We start from the raw sequence: 19,443 nt of genomic DNA, 5'->3' as shown, positions 1-19,443 counted from the left end.
TTTAATTTAAGGTAACAATCTGAATGGAAAGGATTATAAAGATGAGGGCCGAATTAATGATCTCATATACGCCAATTTGCAGTGGCGATAATTTTTTTCCATAAAAGAAATAAGCTCGTAGTAAACTCGGAATATAAGCAATCGCCACTATCCAAAGGCCACTAAAGAACCACGCAGCTACTACAAGAAGATGATATGTCCATGAAATCCATTTGAACATATCACTTTTCTTTTCTCTTATCATGGTTTTCACATAAAAGGTACAGCCCATAAAAAATAAGACAGATGTTAAAAAGGGAAAAATCATTGTATTAAGGTTTAGCGAGCCTTGCCCTAAGTAGCTGCTAGCCAAACCAGCGATAGAAAATGCAAAGATTGCACTCATATCATTCATAAACGCACGATCTTTATTTTTAGATGTATAGTAAGCATTTATTGCAAAAAATGGCAGCATCAAAAGTCCAAAGATGATGATACCAGGCCTTTGGAGAAGCGGAAACACCAGCAGAATTAAAGCAGGTAACATATAAATAATGGTCCATTTGGCATAAAATTGAACTTTTTTCTTTTTAAATAAAAGGAGCATTGGATAGGTCGCTAAATATAAAAAAATCCAGCCAATAAAAAACGGTATGTCCTGCCATACATATCCACCATTAATAACACCTAGCCAAAAGGGAATGATCAGCATTGCCCATGCGCCATGTTGTTTGGGTAAAAATAATTTCATCTTTTATCACTCCTTTTCCTGATAGCCTTACTATAAAAGAGCTGTCCTGAAAAAAAAGTGAAGAGTATCACAATAAATGTGAAAAAAAGAAGGCAATTTACCTTCTTTACATGAACTTAGATAGAAATGGAAATGCATCGGAACCAATCAGGCTATGATAACATTGATCTTCTCTAGAGTAGCTATCCACTGATTGGAACTTGCATTTCCAGTACATAATCGAACTACCTATATTAACAAACCATATTACCCCTACAAGTATTATAATTTGTACCAGTTTGTATTACTGTGATAAAAGTAACATATTTGACAATTTTATTAACTTTTTTCATCATTTTTATGAACATGCCCCAAAATTAATTCAGTTGTCCAATTAATCAGTACTTCATCTTTAATCGAGAAGGAAGGTTGCATATATTCATTGATCAGCTCGTCAGACCAATACCCAACTGTGCAAATATTGGTTATAGAGTTTAATAAATGCAAGTCCTCTTTCTTTTTTAATAAGAGGAGTTTAGGATAATTTTTCTGTTTATAGCCTTCCACTAAGACGACGTCGGGTTGATAGAATTTTAATAGCTCTATTTCGTCTTCCAGGCTTAGGTTCAGCTTGTCAGCCTGTAGAATCATTCTTCCACCGCCTTCGACAATAGCAGCAATCGCCCCTGAACTTAGATGCCTTGAAGAATCTTTTTCTTCCATTACGTCAGGTTTACCGCCATGTCCATGATGTTTGATTGTGACGGTTTTTATTCCTTGGTCTGTCAGTGATTTTATCAGTTTAGTTATAATTGTTGTCTTACCACTATTTTGATATCCAACCACCTGAAAAATAAAAGGTTCTACCAAGGCCATACACTTCCAACCTGATCTTCAAGCAGCAATACCTCGACTTCATTTCCTGCCATAAATCCCCTTGTTCCTCCAGGAAGGATCATTAATGAGTTTGCACCGGCCAAGCTCATAATAATATTCGACTTGTCCAAACCACTCGGTGTTGATTTTAACCTTCCTTCATCAATAAAGGTGGCACTTCTGACAAATCTAGTAAACGGATTAGCCTTAGGAAAATCAACTTCAAGCAAAGCCTTTTCTTTTCGCAAATGGGGTTTGTTTGAAAAAAGCTGTGTCCGGATTATCGGACGGGTAAATAGTTCAAATCCCACATAACAAGCTGAGGGGTTACCAGATAGTCCAAATAGGATTTTTCCATTATAAATCGCAACCGTAGTTACACTGCCAGGGCGCATAGCTACCTTATTGAATAATACCTCTGCTTCAAGTTTTTTATAAATCCCAGGCAGGTAATCAAAATCACCCACCGATACTCCCCCAGTTGTAATGAGTATATCCACTTCACTTAAAGCATCTTTAACTGCTTTAAAACACGTATCAAATTCATCAGGCAGCTTCCCGTAATAATGAACTGTTCCCCCTGCCCGTTCAATTTGAGCTGCAATCATATAGGAATTACTGTTGCGAATTTTGCCGGGGACTAATTCCTCATCTACTTCTAACAATTCGGTACCCGTAGCAAATAGACCGATAAGCGGTTTTTTTGCTACAGGAACTTCTTTATAGCCAAAGGTAGCCAGCATCGCTTGTATTCCCGGGTTAATTAAGGTACCTTTTTCAACGAGAACTTCGCCTTGTTTAGCATCTTCTCCTATAAAAGAAACATTCGTACCCTTATTAATTTGTCTTTTAATGGACATATATGGAATACCATTTTTTTCATAGTCTTTTGCAACTTCAAACATGACGACCGCATCTGTTCCATTTGGCATCATCGCACCGGTCATAATCCGAACAGCTTGGTTTTCACCAACTAATTTAGCCGAGACCATTCCGGCACCAATGTGGTCGATTACTTCAAATTCGACCGGATTTGATTGGGATGCTTCAAGGGTATCGATAGAACGAACTGCAAAGCCATCATATGGTGCTCTATCAAAGTGCGGAACATTACTCGTAGCTATTAAATCTTCTGATAAATAACGCCCATAGCTTTCACTTATAGAAACGTATTCCGTCACGCCACTTATTTGATGTTTCATAATTTGTTTTACTGCTTCTCCAATCGAAATTGGGTTTCTTCTTTCTAGCAAATAAATCAGCTCCTGCCTCAAAACAGATAATTTTAGTTAGATATGTAATGGATTATAACAGCTAATATTCATTATAAGTCTATAGAAGACTTACAAACGTATCAAATGTCACAAATTAGACGAAAAAGAAAAAAACATAGCCAATGTGTGATACAGGTCACCTTTAATATTCAATATTTCTATTATGCTTAAGTCATAAATAACTTACCTTATCTTTAGGAGGAATTATCATGACTTTCACCATAACAGCCAATTCATTAGTTAGAGATATTGTTAACGAACTTCCAAAAGCAAGTGATATATTTAAGAAGAACCGAATTGATTTTTGCTGTGGGGGAAATATCCCACTATCACAAGCTGCAGAACAAAACGGGCTAAAAGTTAACAATATCATAGAAGAATTAAAAGATGTCTTTGAAAAGTATGAAAACACTGAGAAAAATGTAGATGTGTGGACAGACTCAGACTCCCATACCATTATTAATCATGTTATTAATAATTACCATCGTGTTTCTGAAGAAGAATTAGCAATGCTGAGCCCATATGTTACTAAGGTTTCACGCGTTCACGGTGAACATCATCCGGAACTTATTAAAATGAATGAGCTTTTTTATGAGTTTAAAAAGGAATTGCTTGAGCATATGGCAAAAGAAGAAGAAATTGTGTTCCCGCTTATTAAGCAGCTTGCGGATGGTACTCCAAATCCTGAGGAAGCCATCAAGATGATTGTCGAGCTTGAAAAAGAACATGACCATGCCGGAGAAATTTTACGACAAATCCGGGCAGTTACCTCTGACTTTGCCCTTCCTGCAGATGCCTGTGGTACTTACCGTTTAGTTTATGCCCGTTTAGAAGCATTGGAAGGCTTAACCTTTATGCATGTGCATCTTGAAAACAACATTTTATTCCCAAGATATTTAAGCTAATTGAAGTCAACCCGCTTACACAGCGGGTTGTTTTTTTGTAAAAAAATAACCCTCTTTTTAAAAGAGAGTTATCCGCCAATATAGGACATTTCAATTTTTTTACGATTTTTATTGGTTTCCGCTGTTCTTTCATCTGAATATCTGTCATCTCGGCCATTCCATATCGCCGTAATCCGCTCGGTTATTTGCTCATCCGTTGCTCCATTTCTCATGAAATTTCGAATATCATGACCATTGCCATTAAACAAGCAGGTGAAAATTTGTCCATTTGCAGATAGTCTTGACCGAGTACAGCTGGAGCAGAATGACTCAGAAACAGACGTAATAAAACCGACATTAACATCCTTATCTGTATATTTATAGAGCTTGGCTACCTCACCAAAGTATGCAGGACCAACTGGTTCGAGCTCGAAATGTTCCTTGAGCAAATGATAAATCTGCTTTTTTGTCACTACATCATCCATTTTCCAGCCATTTGTTGATCCCACATCCATAAATTCAATATAACGCAATTCCAGGCTATGTTTTTTACAATATTCCGCCATTGGGATAATTTCTGTATCATTTAAGCCCTTTTTAACAACCATATTGATTTTGACCCCGAGACCAGCCTGTTTAGCTGCCTCTATGCCTTCCAACACGGGGGTGGTCCCAACTCCACGTCCATTAATCTGACCGAACAATTTATCGTTTAACGTATCAAGGCTGACATTTACTCGTTTAAGACCAGCTGCCTTTAAGTCCTTTGCCAATTTCGGCAGCAACACTCCATTTGTTGTTAACCCGATATCACTAAGCCCTTCGATTGCTGAAAGCTTTTCTACAAGAAGAGGCAAATCCTTACGAAGGAGTGGTTCACCACCAGTCAGACGTATTTTCTCAACACCTAAATGGACGAATATTTTTCCCAGCCGTTCTATTTCCTCATAGGTTAATAATGCACTTCTAGGAAGAAATTCAAAATCAGGTCCAAATTTCTCTGCAGGCATACAGTACTGACAACGAAAGTTGCATCGGTCAATGACTGAAATTCGTAAGTCATGTAAAGGTCTGTTTAATTTATCTTTAATAATGGTTTTTTCCATTTATATCAACTCCATTATATTAAAGGAAGCTTATTTGATAAGTGTAACAGGATGACAAGGAAAAGGCTGTTACTTTATTCACTATTAAAATACATTTTATTTATTCTAATCTTAACAGATGTTTCTAATTGAATAAACGGTTGTTTTGGAAAAGATGTTCTACACTTTCATACAAGCTCAAATATTTTATAAATCACTTAGGTTTTCACTATATTGTCATTGTTTACTCCGTTTTATGAACCAGTCATCAGTTAAAATAAGATTACAAATTAAAAATTCGGAATTAGACTCGTTTATAAATAACTAAGAGGTGAAAGAAATGTCTTTGCCAATGAAACCAACTCATTCAATTGAAATAAAAGAATTACTTACTTTTGCTGATCGGAAATTTAAAAGTGAAAGAGGAACTTTTCTTTTTCAAGAAGGAATGGTGGCAGAAGAGCTTTACATTATTCTCTCCGGTAAAATTCAAATCAGTAAAATTACATCCGACGGCCGTGAACTTTCCTTAAGAATTTGCGGAGCAAACGATATTTGCGGAGAATTAACCTTATTCACAGATAATCCTAGATATTTACTAAGTGCAAAAGTACTTGAAGAAGGCGAAATTATCGCCATTAATAAAGATATTATTGAAAGTGAAATTTTTCAAAACAGTAAGCTTGCGTTTGAATTTATGAAATGGATGAGTGACCATTTCCGTAAAACTCAAACCAAATTCCGTGATCTCGTTTTGAACGGCAAACGCGGTGCCTTATTCTCAACCTTAATCAGGATGTCCAATAGTTATGGCATACAAAGGGATCAGGAAATTTTAATTGATCTACCTCTAACCAATCAAGAGCTTGCTAATTTTTGCGGTACATCCCGCGAAAGTACAAATCGAATTTTAAGTGAATTAAAACGAGATAAAAAAATCTCTATTAAAAAAGGCAAAATCTCCATCTTAGATTTGCAATATTTAAAGGATGAAATTGGCTGTGAAAACTGTTCTGCAGTATATTGCAATATTGAATAGACTAATTTCAAGGCTGTCTCTGTTATGAGGCAGCCTCTTGTTTTATAGTTTATCTTTGTTCCTTTTTTTCTCTTAATGCTTTAGGAATATAAACACAGAATGGTTCACTCTCAAGGTAATCTCCTGTCATTGCATAGGCTCTTGACCTTGAACCGCCGCAAACATAACGGAATTCACACACGCCGCACTTTCCTTTAAATCCATCTGGATTTCTTAAAGCCTTGAAGATAGGGGATTCCCGATAAATTTCTGCTAATGGCGTTTCCCTGACATTCCCTGCTTTTACTGGTAAAAGTCCACTTGGATAGACATCGCCAATATGTGATATAAACACAAAGCCGTTCCCGTCATTTACACCTTTAGGGGCACGTCCAAGTCCATCAATCGAACCTGTTAGGCCTTTTTCAGTCAGAGCACTTAAATAATCAATTTCATCCGTCTGTGTATGCGCTTCACGCATTTTTTGCTGTATGACGACCCGGCGGTAGTGCATAGCCTCAGTGGTTTTGATATCGAAAGTCACACGCTTGCTTAGGTCATACAGCCACCTCAATACCTTTTCATGCTCTACAGGTGATATCATATCAGTTACTTGGCCTCGGCCTGTTGGTACGAGGAAAAAGACGCTCCAAAGTACACAATTCAAATCCTCGACCATTTTAGCCATTTCTTCCAAGTATTCAACAATATATCTTGAAATGACAGTATTAATCTGAATAGGAATTTCGAGCTCATGCAGGTACTTAATTCGTTCCATTGTTAAATCAAATGAACCTGCCGTTCCGCGAAAATGATCATGTATCTCTGCAGTAGGTCCATCAATGCTAAAGGCCCAGCGTGACAGTCCCACCTCTTTTGCTTTTTCGATTGCTTCTTTTGTTACATTTGGAGTGGCACTTGGAGTCATGGATACACGGACTCCCTTTTCGACTGCATATTTAGCAATATCAAAGATATCCTCTCTCATTAAAGGGTCTCCGCCTGTAAAGACCAAGATAGGGTTATTCATATTATATATTTGATCGATTAAATTTTTACCTTCTTCAAAAGTTAGTTCACGTGGATCGCGTGTATACTGGGCATCCGCACGGCAATGCAAACATTTTAGCTGACAGGCACGAGTTAATTCCCATATTACAATAAACGGATCTTTATTAAAATCACGATTAAAAGTCACTTAAAACTCCCCCTCAATCTGCTATTTTAAATTCAAACAGCATTGATTAACTGTATTATAATGTTGTTTATATTATAAAAAAGTGAACTATCTCACATGAGGGAACTAATATGTGTATCTTTTGTGACGAAAATAAAGTGAATTAACTTGCGGATTTGAGGCCGCTACTTGCGGATAACCTACCCCTTTTTGTGGATAAGCAACTCCAACTTGCGAATTGCGAATTTACTTGCGGATTTGAGGCTGCAACTTGCTGATAGACTACCTCTTTTTGCGAATAAGCAACTCCAATTTGCAAAATGCGAATTTACTTGCGGATATGAAGCTGCAACTTGCGGATAGCCTACCCCTTTTTGCGGATAAGCAACTCCAATTTGCAAAATGCAATTTACTTGCGGATTTGAGGCCGCTACTTGCGGATAGCCTACCCCTTTTTGCGGATAAGCAACTCCAACTTGCGAATAACAGTATCATCCATTCGGACTCCCTTAGCAAATTTCCAGCTGCGCCTGTCTAAATGAGCCTAACTTTAGGACTTGTGCCAGTTAATCCAATCTATATGAACCCGCAGTTATGATAACAAAAAAACACACGACATATTCCAATAGAATACCGTGTGTTTCTCCTACCCACTATATTGTCTGCTGTTTAAGATATAGTTAGGACATCATACTTGGATGCTAAATCTACAAAGTCTGCCATACCACTAATTTTTCCGACAACTAAACGATCCGCTGCCTCATAGTGGTCCGCACAAGTTTTACATGCTAAAATATCGACACCTTTTTCCTCTAGTTCCTTCAAATGGACGGAAACAAATGATTCCTCTGTCATCGTTAGCACACCGCTGTTCATACAAAAAACAGCCACAGGAAGTTCTTCCTTTTGCTTAAGGAGCGTGAAAAAAGTTTCCAGAATATTTTCACCAAGTGATTTGTCGCCCCTACCAAGTTGATTGGAGCTTACCAAAATAACTTTATTTTTCATATCTATACCTTTACCGGATTCCTAAGGCAATTTTTGCGTAGCGTGACATCATATCTTTGTTCCATGGTGGATTCCAAACAATATTAACATCCGTATCTTTAATTTCAGGAATATCTGCCAATGATCGCTTTACTTGGTCAACAATGGTACCAGCCAGCGGACAACCCATTGCAGTTAAAGTCATGGTTACAGTAACCAATCCCTCTTCGTTCATATCAACATCATATACTAAGCCTAAATTCACGATATCTACTCCCAACTCGGGGTCGATAACAAGCTCTAATGCGCCCATTATATTATCTTTTAATTCTTCATTCATATGGTAACACTCCTTAATTTCACCTTTTTTAGATAAACTCTTAAAACTACCTTGCACTGCTTTTGGCTCACCTATTCACTTATGGTAAACTTTAACCTAAAGCAATTAAGTAAAACAAGTATATCTTTTTTAACAACAAGTTGGTGTGAATTTTTTTACAGTTTGGCTATTAAATTGTTAACATAGTAATTATAGGAATATTTATCCTCATTTTTCAAATGAAACACATACGTAGTGTATCATGTTGAAAAAATTTTTTCTAAACCAACGCATTATCGATTAAATTTTAAAAAAAGAAGGTGTCCACGTGGCAGAGAAACATTTAATTGCATTAGACTTAGATGGGACATTATTAAAAGATGATAAAACCATTTCCTTTAGAAATAAGGAAGTGATTGAAAAAGCAAAAGCAGAAGGTCATATCGTAATGATAGCAACAGGTAGGCCATACCGTTCTAGTGAAATGTATTACCACGAATTAAAATTGGATACCCCAATCGTTAATTTTAATGGAGCATTTACACATCATCCGCTTGACCAAAATTGGGGTTTCTATCATGAGCCGCTCGATGTTAAGGTAGCAAAAGACATTGTAGAGGCATGTAGAAGCTTTCAATTTCACAATATTATTGCCGAGGTAATGGATGATGTTTATTTCCATTATCATGATGAAAAGCTTTTGGAGATTTTTAACTACGGTAACCCAAGGATTACTACAGGAGATTTAGCGAACTATTTAACTGATTCACCAACAAGTTTGCTTATTCATACAGAAGAAGATCAGCTGCAGAAAATTCGCGATCACTTATCTGCTATTCATGCCGAAGTCATTGAACAGCGCAGTTGGGCAGCACCATGGCATGTAATTGAAATTATTAGAAGTGGTTTGAATAAGGCCGTTGGTCTGAAAAAAGCAGCTGACTATTACGGAATTCCTGCTGAAAGAGTTGTGGCATTTGGTGACGAGGACAATGATTTAGAGATGCTTGAGTTTGCGGGTCACGGAATTGCGATGGGAAATGCGATTGACCAAGTAAAAAATATCGCAAAGGATGTCACCCATAGCAATGAGGAAGACGGTGTTGGAGAATATATAGCAGATTTGTTAAATTTATAAAAGGACAAACTTAAAATTCAGATTTTCGCCATTGTTTACCTAAATGAACCGGGGAATAGATGTGCATACTAGTTTTGAGGCAGCAAAGCTGTTTCAATCTTAGCTTTGAGCATATTGGAGGGATTCGAATGGGTAAACGAAACAAATCAAAACGCTTTGTCCAACAAGGAGTGGATACTGTCAGCCAGCATGCTGCACGTATTCCTTATCACATGACCTATGCTGAAGCGGAAGCTCAGAAAATGGCCAATGTGCATGAATCCTCGCTTGGAGGAATATAACATGGGAAACCAATTGTTCCAGGAAGCCAGAAGATTTGTGGAGATGGCGAAATCTGCCAACCCTGCTGACCTTGATTCTGCGGTCGCGAAAGCAAAGAATGCACTTAGTTCTGCTTATGCCAATTCGACTGTAGCAGAGCAAGCCCAGCTCCAACAAATGCAACAAGAGCTAGATCAGATTAGATAGTAGCAAAAGCGCCCGTTTTAGTGCCGACACTAGTCGCTAAAACGGGCGCTTGCTCATTGATAGGTTTGTTTAGTTTCAATTTCAAGAGCACAACCTATGAAGGACTAAATTTAAATTGCTCAGTACCAAAGTGTCCTTCATTCCTATTTATGAAAGACATCAACGGTATTAAGAACGAACCTTGTGTACCCGCCCGTCATTATTCTCTTCGAAAAAACCCATAAACTGCTGTTGTTTGAACAATGTTCGTAAAGGCATTAGGATCGACCTCCTGAATGATCCGTTCTAAATCAAACAGTTCATATCGAGTTATGACAATCATCAGCATTTCTCTTGTTTCATTTGAAAAGGCACCTTTAGCCGGAATCATCGTAATTCCCCTTACAAGAGAAGCATGAATGGCCTTTTTCATTTCATCGGCCTTTTTTGTAATAATCATTGCTGTTAATTTAGCGTGTCTGGTATGAATGGCATCAATTACCCTAGTAGAAGTATATAAGGTAACTAAGGTATAGAGCGCTTTTTCCCAGCCATAAAGGAAACCGGCCGTAATAATGATTACCCCATTTAAGACAAACATATATGGACCAACAGGCTTGTCCTTCATCCGCGATAGAACCATTGCTATTATGTCGACCCCACCTGTTGAGGCACCCCATTTTAATGTGATCCCTACCCCGATTGCCAGAATAACTCCTCCAAAAACAGCATTGAGTAAAATATCATGTGAAACTTGCTTGATAGGAATCAGAGAAAGAAATAAGGAAGTAAGCAAAACACTAATAAAACTGTAAACTGTAAATGACTTTCCGACCTTTTTCCAACCGAGAATGGCAACCGGAATATTTAATAAAAGCAATAAAAAACCCATCGAAACATTTATTGGTGTATAATCGCTTAGTACCTTTGAGAGTAATTGAGCAACACCAGTAAAACCGCTTGAATAAACATTTGCCGGTATAAGAAATAAATTCATGGCGAGCGCATTTATTAATGCACCAGCAATCACAATCACGATTTTTTTAGTTTGGAGCCAAAGCAATGGAACTCCCCCTCACTCATTGAATTTACGAACTGAATACTTCTTCATTTAGAAATTGTAATTTAAAGATGAAACCGATAAACTGTAATTAAATATATGATTGGAAAGCAGGTGAGCTTATGACAGTAAAAATACTTGCTGACAGTGCATGTGATTTGCCATTAAGTTTTTATAAGGAAAATAATGTTATATTATTCCCACTTAAGGTTCAAATTAATGACCAAGACTATGAAGATGTAAAAACAATTGATCCTAAAACTGTTTATAATGCGATTAGAGGTGGAGTTATCCCTAAGACCTCTCAGGTTTCTCCCCTTTTATTTGAGGAAGTTTTCACCGAAATGGCTAAAAAAAATGAAGAAGGAATTTATTTGGCCTTTTCCTCTGAGTTATCTGGTACATATTCAACTGCTGTTATGATTCTTGACCAAGTTAAGGAAAAATATCCAAACTTTCATTTAACCATTGTCGATACAAAGTGTGCCTCGCTTGGAGTGGGTCTCATTGTCATAGAGGCTGCTAAACTTGCTCTTCATGGTGCAAACAAAGAGGAAATTTTAGCGGATGTTAGATTTAGATGTGAACATATGGAGCATATTTTTACGGTTGAAGATTTAGATTATTTGGCAAAAGGCGGCAGGGTTTCTAAGGCCTCTGCATTCTTAGGCGGATTGCTAAATATTAAGCCGATTTTAAATATGGAGGATGGAAAACTTGTTCCGATTGAAAAAATAAGAGGGCAAAAGAAAGTCTTCCGCCGGATTATTGAAATTATGAAAGAACGGGGCTCAAGTTTGAATGAACAAGTCATCGGTATTAGTCATGCAGATACTGAAGCAACTGCCCTACAAGTAAAAGAGATGATTATCAATGAGTTCCACCCTAAGGAAGTATATATCTCTTCCATCGCCTCAGCAATTGGATCACATACAGGCCCGGGAACGATTTCTATTTTCTTTTTAAATTAAATCTGAATTTAAAAAAAGAGAGGGGGTCCCCCGCTCTTTCTTTATTTGATAAGAAGTATAAAAATTGACTTTGAGAATTGTCTAGCTGCAGCGCCTAGGGGCTCGGGGTCATAAGCCAATCCGTCAAAAAGGCTAAAGAGCAGCCTTCTCGCCGGCTCGTCTTATGCTGTCGCCCCTAGGAAAAAATGAACTACTTTTTTCCCTGTTCAAGGCGCTTCCGCTTTTCTTATTTGTGATCTGTTTTCTTTGAGTATTGATTTTTTCCTGCTTGACGATTTTTTTCTCGCATCATATTTTTTTCATGTCGTAAGGCGTTATTGTCCTGTGCTTTTTTATCGTTATCAGAAGTGTGCGGCATATCCTTACTCCTTTCTAAATTTCTTGCAAGACTTATTGTCTGTCATTTAGAAAAAGAGTATGTAAGCAAACCTTAATCTTTTTTTGCGTAGGTCCAACTACCTTCCTGATAGACTTTTCCTTCTTTCAATAACTTTCCTAATGCCCGCTTAAAAGCCCCTTTACTAAGGCTAAAACGTTCTTGGATATCTTCAGGCGCACTTTTATCATTATATGGCATCGCACCATTACGGCTCATTAAATATTCGTATATCTTTTCTGCATCTAAATCTTGGGATTCTTCTTTTCTCCCCAGTAACGATACATTGATCGTTCCATCTTCCTTAACGTCAATAATCCGCCCCTCAACCTTTTGACCTAAACGAGGCTCGACCATGCGTTGCGATTCATGGATAAATCCCTTGAATCCCTCAATTGTGTAAACCCAGCTGCCGACCTTGGCGGTTCGATAAATATGCCCTTGTATATTCTTGTTAAAATCCTTTCTCGTTGCTTCAATCGAGATGGATTGGATTACCTGGTCACTCGCCAACCGTGCATAAAGCAAGTTACTGCGATTTACCCTTAAAGTAATATAAACCATATCCCCTACCTTCGGCCATACTGACTGGTGAGCAGGGAGATCGTCTGCACCTAACAAAATGTCCTTTGGGAGACCGATATTTAAAAATACACCAATTTTTGGATTTGTATCTGTCACTTTGACCCAGGCATAAGTACCAACAGAAAGCTCCGGTATTGTCATGGAAGCGGATATTCTTCCTTGAGAATCGGTAAATAAAAAGACCTCTACCTCATCCCCTTCCACCAATTCTTGCTGTGCTTGATTTTTATGCAATAAAACATCCTCATTACCATCAGATAAGAAATAACCAAAGTCCGTAATTCGGGCTACGTTTAATGTTGCAGTTTGACCAATAAGTTCAGTTAAAGACATCTATTCTAACTCCTTTTTTCTATTTAAGGCGCTTCCGCTTTTCTTTTCTAGCTATAGCGCCAAGGCTCTTGCTTGTTTGAACTGCTATATTTTACTATAATGTACCCGTAAAGGGAAACTTTAGCAGGGAATGTATCAATTAATTGGAGGTATGGCTAATGTCTAAAGACAGCTCATTTGATATTGTATCCAAAGTAGACTTTTCTGAAGTCACCAATGCAATCACTCAAACCATGAAAGAAATTGCGACCCGTTATGACTTTAAAGGCAGTAAAAGTGAAGTATCACTTGATAAAGAAGAACTTGTTCTTGTTTCAGATGACGAATATAAAATGGACCAATTAAAGGATGTCTTATTTAGTAAATTAATTAAGCGTGGCGTGCCAGTTAAAAACTTAGATTACGGTAAAATCGAAAAAGCATCAGGCGGTACTGTTCGCCAACGGGCGAAACTTGTCCAGGGAATCGATAAGGAAAACGCTAAAAAAATTAATACCATTATTAAAAATAGTGGTGTTAAAGTAAAGAGCCAGGTGCAAGACGATCAAGTTCGTATAAGCGGCAAAAGCCGAGACGACCTGCAAAAAATTATTTCTTTAGTCCGTGAAGCTGACCTTAGTATTGATGTTCAATTTATAAATTATCGATAATAAAATCTCAAGGTTGTGGGGTTTTACTACTCGTAGTGGCGGGTAATATTAAAGGCGTAAGGAAAATCTTCCTTTGCCTTTTTTATTTTGTCATGAATTGGGCTCTTTTTTCTCACACTAACAGTGAATAAACATTGGGAGGTTACGAGAATGAGTAATAATCAAAATCAACAAAAACAAACCTTTCCACCACAGCATCAGAATCACCAGCCTGGGGTAGAAAGTGAGATGAATCCTCGCCCGGTTTCAGTCGATCCTAATTATAAACCGGGTGGGAAATTAGCAGGTAAAACTGCGATTATTACGGGAGGTGACAGCGGCATTGGAAAATCTGTTGCGATTTATTTTGCAAAAGAAGGGGCTGATGTCGCGATTGTTTATCTAGAAGAACATCAAGATGCAGAGGAAACTAAGCAGCTTATTGAAGCAGAAGGCCGCCGTTGTCTCCTTTTCTCTGGTGATATTGGGTCCGAAGATACCTGTAAGGATATTGTAGACAAAACGATTAACGAGTTTCAAAAACTTGATATTCTCGTCAACAATGCAGCCGAGCAGCACCCACAAAAAAGCTTATTAGATATTACCTCAACACAGTTGGAGAAAACTTTCCGAACTAATATCTTTTCCTTCTTTTATATGACAAAAATGGCTCTGCCTCATTTAAAAAAAGGAGCATCCATCATTAATACGGCTTCCATCACAGCTTATCATGGAAACGAACAATTATTAGACTATTCCGCTACTAAAGGGGCGATTGTCTCCTTTACACGCTCATTGGCGATGTCCCTGGCAAAACAGGGAATCCGTGTGAACGGTGTCGCTCCGGGTCCGATTTGGACGCCCCTGATCCCTTCCACTTTTCCTGAGGATCAGGTTGCAGCCTTTGGAGGAAATACGCCGCTAGGCAGAGCGGGACAACCGCATGAACTCGCTCCAAGTTACGTATACCTAGCCTCAGATGACGCCTCCTATGTTAGTGGGCAGATGATCCACGTAAATGGGGGAACTATCGTAAATGGTTAAGAAAAGCGCAAGCGCCTTGGTCAGCCCCGACAAGCATAAGACGAGCCGGCCGAAAGGTTGCTTTTTAACCTTTTGGACGGATTGGCTGTAGACCATCGAGGGGCTAGGCGCTGGAGCTAGACAATTCTCAAAGTTAAAAACTTTTATACTTTCTTATCTCATAAAAAAATCGGCGGAATATCTTCCGCCGATTACAATTATTCTACTCTCATTTTTTTCCCACGTTTAATTATGAATAATAAGAAGATTAACGTTAAGATGACCACACCGACTAAAGCAGCAATAAAGGTAATGTTAATCCCGCTTTTATCAGCGAGGACATAGATTTCCGAATTGTCGCGGTCTATGATAAGGATGTAATCATTCTTGTGACTGCGGACTAAATCCCCGCCAAGTAAACCACGAAGTTCCTTATCAGCAGCTAATTGCTCGTCTGTTAAAACAACCTTTTGTGATTTTGTGGAATTATTGATCGCAATAATCGCTGTTTCTCCTTTATAGACACGCTTATATACAACCATACCGCCTTTGTCATAAAGCATTTTCATGTTCCCTCTTGTTAAGGACGGAAGCTTATTTCTTAATTCAGCCACCTTGGTAGTAAAGTCAATCAGGTCCTTCTCGGTTCGGAAGTTCATTTGCCTGCGGTTATCAGGAATTTTTCCGCCTATTAAGGCAATGTCCGTCCCATAGTAATAAATAGGAATTCCCGGGGTTGTGTAAAGGTATGTCAACGCTGTTTTCCACCGTGAACCTGGATATTGCCGTTTATCCACAATGTCAGACGTAAATCTTATCGTATACTCATTATCCAAAAAATTCGCCATTAATTCTGGTTTGCCATCTTGTCCTAAAGCAGAGTTCAAATCAGAAAATGATTGATTGGTAGTAGCAAACGCCTTTCTTAATTTCTTACTTTTGGTATAATCAAACACGCTATCAATCCCCGAGCTTTGATATCTCGCGGCATCTATTGAAGCATTTTCTGTCGGAACACCCATTAACAAAAAGTCCTTCTTCTCTTTCTTTACTGCTTTTGAAAAATCAGTCCAGAAACTTAATGGAACCTGATTGACCTCAGGCAGGCTATACCCGTCAATATTCGTTTTGTTAATCCACCATTTTGCGGCATCAATCAGATATTTATTAACTTCAGGATTGTCCTGATTTAGGTCAGGCAAGCCATCTACCCAGCTTTTAGTCCCATTGTCCATATTCTGTTTTGGATGATACCAGTTCTTTTTGGAAGGGTCACTTACCCATGGATGATCGGCAGCGGTATTATTGGCGACAAAATCGATAATAACCTTCATTTTCCGTTTATGTGCTTCTTTCACAAGCTTCTGAAAGGTCTTGATTGTGCCAAAATGCTCGTCGGTTTTATAAAAATCCTTTACCCAATAACCATGATAGCCATTTTTGGTATTATCAAAGATGGGAGTTAACCGTATCGCTGTAAATCCCATCTCATGTATGTAATCTAATTTGTCAATGATTCCCTGAAAATCACCGCCATTATACGCTAAGGGATCTTTTGCATTTACATCTAAATCATTTTTTATATCCCCATCATTAAAGCGGTCTATCATAAGCGAGTAAATGGATTCATCCTGCCATAAGCGGTTTTCTTTTTTTATCTCTGCATGGGCAGGAAGAGATGAGCACAGCAAAAAGGTTAATAATAAGAGCGTTATTTTTTTCACGGCTTTTTCCTCCTTAAAAAAGGAAGAGGTAAGGATTCCTCTTCCAATAAACATTTTAATCTAATACCGCTTTTATTCCAAATTTTAATAATTATTTTTAGATTAAGCGTACTTTAAAGATTAAAACCTAATTCACTATATTAATATCATAGTCCTTAAACCATGTATGGAACTGCACAAGATAGGCTAATAATTGCGGCCCTGTCATAAGCTGACCAAACCATGGCTCTTTGAATGAATTCCCACCGGTCTCTACAATACTTTGGAGCTGGTCCTTTTGGAAAAATTCATGTAATACTGAAGATTTATCCTGTAATATCGTCTCCATCCATTTTTGTATAGCAGCTGTATATTCCGGATTATGGGTTTTTGGATACGGGCTTTTCTTCCGATAAAGAACCTCCTCCGGCAGGATTCCTTCAAATGCTTTACGAAGAAGTCCTTTTTCTCTGCCGCGATACATTTTCATGTCCCAAGGGATATTCCACAAATATTCTACAAGACGATGATCAGCAAATGGAACTCGTACCTCAAGGCTGGCCCCCATACTCATTCTGTCTTTTCGATCAAGTAATGTGGTCATAAACCAAGTCATATTGATATAAAATAATTCTCTCCGCTTGGCTTCTTCAAAGCTTTCGCCTTCCAATTTTGGTGTTTCTGCTATGGCCTGTTGATACTGTTTCATACAAAATTCACTTAATTTTAGTTGATCACGCCAATACGGCTTCAGTAGATTTTGCCGCTCATTTACCGAACGCATCCAAGGAAATCCTGGCCGCTCTAAATCCTGTTTACGATGAAACCATGGATATCCACCGAAAATTTCATCTGCACATTCGCCAGACAAACTAACAACAAAATCCTTTTTAATTTCTTTACAAAACCAAAGCAAGGAGGAATCGACATCGGCCATTCCAGGAAAATCTCTAACAGCAGTGGCCTCTACTAGGTCATGAACTAATTGTGCTTGTGAGATGGTCTTGTTATGGTGCTGGGTAGCGAACTTTTCTGTCATCATTTGAATGAATTTTCCATCCGCATCCGGCTGGAATTCATTCGAGGTGAAAAACTGGTCGTTTCCTTCATAGTCAATCGAATAAGTATGAAGCTGTCCCTTTCCCTGTTCTTCAAATCCTTTTGCAGCAATTGCTGTAATGATACTGGAATCGAGACCGCCAGATAAAAAGGTACATAGTGGTACATCGGAAACTAGCTGTCTTGTGACAGCATCCGTCACTAAATAGCGGACCTTCTCTGCTGTTTCTTCCACATCTTCTTTATGTTCCTCACTTTTTACATTCCAATAACGCCAAATCTTTAAGCCGTTTCGTGAAAAAGTTAAAGCATGGGCAGGCCGTAGTTCTTTCATTCCCTTGAAAATACCTGATCCCGGTGTTCTTGATGGACCTACTCCAAGGACCTCCGCCAGTCCCTCATGAGTGATTTCGGTTTTGATATCCGGGTGAGCTAAAATCGCCTTAATTTCCGAGGCAAAGATTATCCCTTTTTGGTGTTCTGTGAAAAATAACGGTTTGACCCCAAGACGATCACGTCCGATAAAGAGTTGTTCCCTTTTTGGGTCCCAAATGGCGAAGGCATAGATACCATTTAAATGATTTATGCACTCTTCCGCCCATTCTATATAGGCTGTTAACAGAACTTCTGTATCAGAATGACCTTTAAAAGAATATCCTTTAGTAAGAAGGATTTTGCGAATATCTTCAGTGTTGTATAATTCCCCATTGTAGCAAATGGTGTAATCATAACCCTCTTTGTGTTTGGTCATTGGCTGTCTACCGCCTTCAGGATCAACCACAATTAGCCTTTTATGTCCAAAACCGGCGTGTGTATCATGCCATATATTTGTTTCATCCGGGCCTCTTTTTGCTAATGTATTCACCATTTTTACAAGGGTTTCTGTTTCGTTTTTTATCGCTTTATTAAAATCAACCCATCCTGAGATTCCGCACATTCGCATCTCACTCCCTTACAAATAGCTATGAATAACTGATCAGGTATTACATGCTCTATACTATTCAGCCCAGATTAAATGGTTAATTGTCCCAATTAGAATGGTATAAATTGCCGCATGGAACGCGGATTCTTCTGGATAAAATTTTTATACTTAGGTTTTAGAAATAACCATTGTTTAAAAAGACAGGAAGATGTCAAAAAAGAAAAAGGAAAGCAACTGTGTACGGAGGTTAGTGATGAATCGACAACAACGATTAAAACTATATGATTTTCAACAGCGAGCTTACAATGTAGGTACAGTCGAACAAATTAATGATCAATGGATTTTTTTCGATGAGGAAACGGAAGAAGCAACGATGTTAGATGATTTCGTTCATCAAGAAATTGAGGTCTTCCGGTTGAACCGATGGAAGAAAGGGATATTGGGTGAACCCGGAAAAATTCACTGTGGGAAGGAAGCGATTATGCTTCGTGATCACGATACTATTAGAATGAGAAAACACTTGATTTACTCTCTTGAGCGCCTTTTGGATGGGGTGAATGATGACGCATTTTTCCAATTTGTTACGACACTAAATTCCTTAAATTTTTCGATTTATGATTGCATCTATTGTTATAACCATTTGTCTTTTTTATCGGACGAAAATCGAAAAGATGGGGTGAATTTTATGGTTTTTGACAATCAGGAGCAAATTTGTAATGTTCAGCATCATTTTTGCTACTTTGAAAAAGTCAATGATCGGTTTGAATTCACATTAAACACCGGAAAACGGCTAGTGATTGAAAAAATGATATCTTAACTAAGAAAAGCGCAAGGCGCTTAGACTTCGGCGACAAGCACAAGACGAGCC

The 19,443-nt window shown here is 38.2% G+C and carries 21 protein-coding genes; 9 read left to right on the top strand and 12 right to left on the bottom strand.

Features of this window, described 5'->3' with window-relative positions:
* Position 1: 1 nt before the first annotated feature.
* From COD92_RS27920 to COD92_RS27910, 3 genes are all read right to left on the bottom strand, one after another.
* On the bottom strand, positions 2 to 730 hold the full coding sequence (locus COD92_RS27920) for a YwiC-like family protein (protein ID WP_098996699.1): 729 nt from the start codon (positions 728 to 730) through the stop codon (positions 2 to 4).
* 318 nt (positions 731 to 1,048) lie between these two features.
* A complete protein-coding gene (gene mobB, locus COD92_RS27915) occupies positions 1,049 to 1,585 on the bottom strand; it encodes a molybdopterin-guanine dinucleotide biosynthesis protein B (RefSeq protein ID WP_098996698.1) in 537 nt (178 codons plus the stop codon).
* Positions 1,573 to 2,838 carry a molybdopterin molybdotransferase MoeA gene (locus tag COD92_RS27910; RefSeq protein WP_098528340.1) on the bottom strand — a complete coding sequence of 422 codons (1,266 nt, stop codon included), beginning with the start codon at positions 2,836 to 2,838 and terminating at the stop codon, positions 1,573 to 1,575. Before COD92_RS27910 ends, mobB begins: the two co-directional genes overlap by 13 nt.
* A 230-nt stretch (positions 2,839 to 3,068) precedes the next feature.
* Here COD92_RS27910 and ric point away from each other — a divergent pair, with 230 nt between their 5' ends.
* Complete coding sequence (gene ric / locus COD92_RS27905; RefSeq protein WP_098996697.1) at positions 3,069 to 3,764, top strand: iron-sulfur cluster repair di-iron protein; 696 nt, start codon at positions 3,069 to 3,071, stop codon at positions 3,762 to 3,764.
* 68 nt (positions 3,765 to 3,832) lie between these two features.
* On the opposite strand, the gene moaA is transcribed toward ric, so the two are convergent.
* Positions 3,833 to 4,849, bottom strand: a complete 1,017-nt coding sequence (moaA, locus tag COD92_RS27900; protein WP_098996696.1) for a GTP 3',8-cyclase MoaA — start codon at positions 4,847 to 4,849, stop codon at positions 3,833 to 3,835.
* A 319-nt stretch (positions 4,850 to 5,168) separates the two neighbouring features.
* Here moaA and COD92_RS27895 point away from each other — a divergent pair, with 319 nt between their 5' ends.
* Positions 5,169 to 5,867, top strand: a complete 699-nt coding sequence (locus tag COD92_RS27895) for a Crp/Fnr family transcriptional regulator (RefSeq protein WP_098528337.1) — start codon at positions 5,169 to 5,171, stop codon at positions 5,865 to 5,867.
* A 49-nt stretch (positions 5,868 to 5,916) separates the two neighbouring features.
* Here COD92_RS27895 and COD92_RS27890 read toward each other — a convergent pair whose 3' ends face one another.
* The 3 genes from COD92_RS27890 to COD92_RS27875 all read right to left on the bottom strand — a co-directional run bounded on the left by COD92_RS27890 (position 5,917) and on the right by COD92_RS27875 (position 8,350).
* On the bottom strand, positions 5,917 to 7,044 hold the full coding sequence (locus tag COD92_RS27890; RefSeq protein ID WP_098996695.1) for a TIGR04053 family radical SAM/SPASM domain-containing protein: 1,128 nt from the start codon (positions 7,042 to 7,044) through the stop codon (positions 5,917 to 5,919).
* A 648-nt stretch (positions 7,045 to 7,692) separates the two neighbouring features.
* On the bottom strand, positions 7,693 to 8,031 hold the full coding sequence (locus COD92_RS27880) for a DsrE family protein (RefSeq protein WP_098528335.1): 339 nt from the start codon (positions 8,029 to 8,031) through the stop codon (positions 7,693 to 7,695).
* Between the two features lie 10 nt (positions 8,032 to 8,041).
* Positions 8,042 to 8,350: a metal-sulfur cluster assembly factor gene (locus tag COD92_RS27875; RefSeq protein WP_098528334.1), complete on the bottom strand. Its 309-nt coding sequence runs from the start codon at positions 8,348 to 8,350 to the stop codon at positions 8,042 to 8,044.
* A gap of 307 nt (positions 8,351 to 8,657) precedes the next feature.
* Between COD92_RS27875 and COD92_RS27870 the strand changes: the two genes are divergently transcribed.
* The 3 genes from COD92_RS27870 (at position 8,658) to COD92_RS27865 (ending at position 9,935) form a co-directional block, all read left to right on the top strand.
* On the top strand, positions 8,658 to 9,467 hold the full coding sequence (locus COD92_RS27870) for a Cof-type HAD-IIB family hydrolase (RefSeq protein WP_098528333.1): 810 nt from the start codon (positions 8,658 to 8,660) through the stop codon (positions 9,465 to 9,467).
* Between the two features lie 128 nt (positions 9,468 to 9,595).
* Entirely contained in the window at positions 9,596 to 9,748 is a 153-nt protein-coding gene (locus COD92_RS32345; protein ID WP_176541100.1) for a hypothetical protein, read from the top strand.
* Between the two features lies 1 nt (position 9,749).
* The gene (locus COD92_RS27865; protein ID WP_098528332.1) at positions 9,750 to 9,935 is read left to right on the top strand and encodes a DUF3813 domain-containing protein; all 186 of its coding nucleotides are present in this window, start codon (positions 9,750 to 9,752) and stop codon (positions 9,933 to 9,935) included.
* Positions 9,936 to 10,134: 199 nt separating this feature from the next.
* Here COD92_RS27865 and COD92_RS27860 read toward each other — a convergent pair whose 3' ends face one another.
* Positions 10,135 to 10,977, bottom strand: coding sequence for a YitT family protein (locus tag COD92_RS27860; protein ID WP_098528331.1), 843 nt, complete (start codon positions 10,975 to 10,977; stop codon positions 10,135 to 10,137).
* Between the two features lie 119 nt (positions 10,978 to 11,096).
* On the opposite strand from COD92_RS27860, the gene COD92_RS27855 reads away from it, so the two are divergent.
* The gene (locus COD92_RS27855) at positions 11,097 to 11,945 is read left to right on the top strand and encodes a DegV family protein (protein ID WP_098996693.1); all 849 of its coding nucleotides are present in this window, start codon (positions 11,097 to 11,099) and stop codon (positions 11,943 to 11,945) included.
* 226 nt (positions 11,946 to 12,171) lie between these two features.
* Here the strand turns inward: COD92_RS27855 and COD92_RS27850 are convergent, their stop codons facing one another.
* Together COD92_RS27850 and COD92_RS27845 are read right to left on the bottom strand one after the other, a co-directional pair.
* Positions 12,172 to 12,303: a DUF3941 domain-containing protein gene (locus COD92_RS27850; protein WP_081810752.1), complete on the bottom strand. Its 132-nt coding sequence runs from the start codon at positions 12,301 to 12,303 to the stop codon at positions 12,172 to 12,174.
* A gap of 72 nt (positions 12,304 to 12,375) precedes the next feature.
* Positions 12,376 to 13,239 carry a CvfB family protein gene (locus COD92_RS27845; protein ID WP_098528329.1) on the bottom strand — a complete coding sequence of 288 codons (864 nt, stop codon included), beginning with the start codon at positions 13,237 to 13,239 and terminating at the stop codon, positions 12,376 to 12,378.
* Between the two features lie 158 nt (positions 13,240 to 13,397).
* On the opposite strand from COD92_RS27845, the gene COD92_RS27840 reads away from it, so the two are divergent.
* On the top strand, positions 13,398 to 13,889 hold the full coding sequence (locus COD92_RS27840) for a YajQ family cyclic di-GMP-binding protein (RefSeq protein WP_098528328.1): 492 nt from the start codon (positions 13,398 to 13,400) through the stop codon (positions 13,887 to 13,889).
* Between the two features lie 150 nt (positions 13,890 to 14,039).
* The gene (locus COD92_RS27835) at positions 14,040 to 14,912 is read left to right on the top strand and encodes an SDR family oxidoreductase (RefSeq protein ID WP_098528327.1); all 873 of its coding nucleotides are present in this window, start codon (positions 14,040 to 14,042) and stop codon (positions 14,910 to 14,912) included.
* A gap of 197 nt (positions 14,913 to 15,109) precedes the next feature.
* On the opposite strand, the gene COD92_RS27830 is transcribed toward COD92_RS27835, so the two are convergent.
* Both COD92_RS27830 and asnB read right to left on the bottom strand, forming a co-directional pair.
* Positions 15,110 to 16,615: an alpha-amylase family glycosyl hydrolase gene (locus tag COD92_RS27830; protein ID WP_176550482.1), complete on the bottom strand. Its 1,506-nt coding sequence runs from the start codon at positions 16,613 to 16,615 to the stop codon at positions 15,110 to 15,112.
* A 127-nt stretch (positions 16,616 to 16,742) separates the two neighbouring features.
* The gene (gene asnB / locus COD92_RS27825) at positions 16,743 to 18,590 is read right to left on the bottom strand and encodes an asparagine synthase (glutamine-hydrolyzing) (protein WP_098996691.1); all 1,848 of its coding nucleotides are present in this window, start codon (positions 18,588 to 18,590) and stop codon (positions 16,743 to 16,745) included.
* A 238-nt stretch (positions 18,591 to 18,828) separates the two neighbouring features.
* Between asnB and COD92_RS27820 the strand changes: the two genes are divergently transcribed.
* A complete protein-coding gene (locus COD92_RS27820; RefSeq protein ID WP_098532453.1) occupies positions 18,829 to 19,392 on the top strand; it encodes a DUF2777 domain-containing protein in 564 nt (187 codons plus the stop codon).
* The last annotated feature ends 51 nt before the right edge of the window (positions 19,393 to 19,443 follow it).

Source organism: Bacillus sp. AFS037270 (assembly GCF_002585305.1).
Note: the sequence above shows the minus strand (reverse complement) of the source record. Positions and strands in the feature narration are given on the sequence as shown.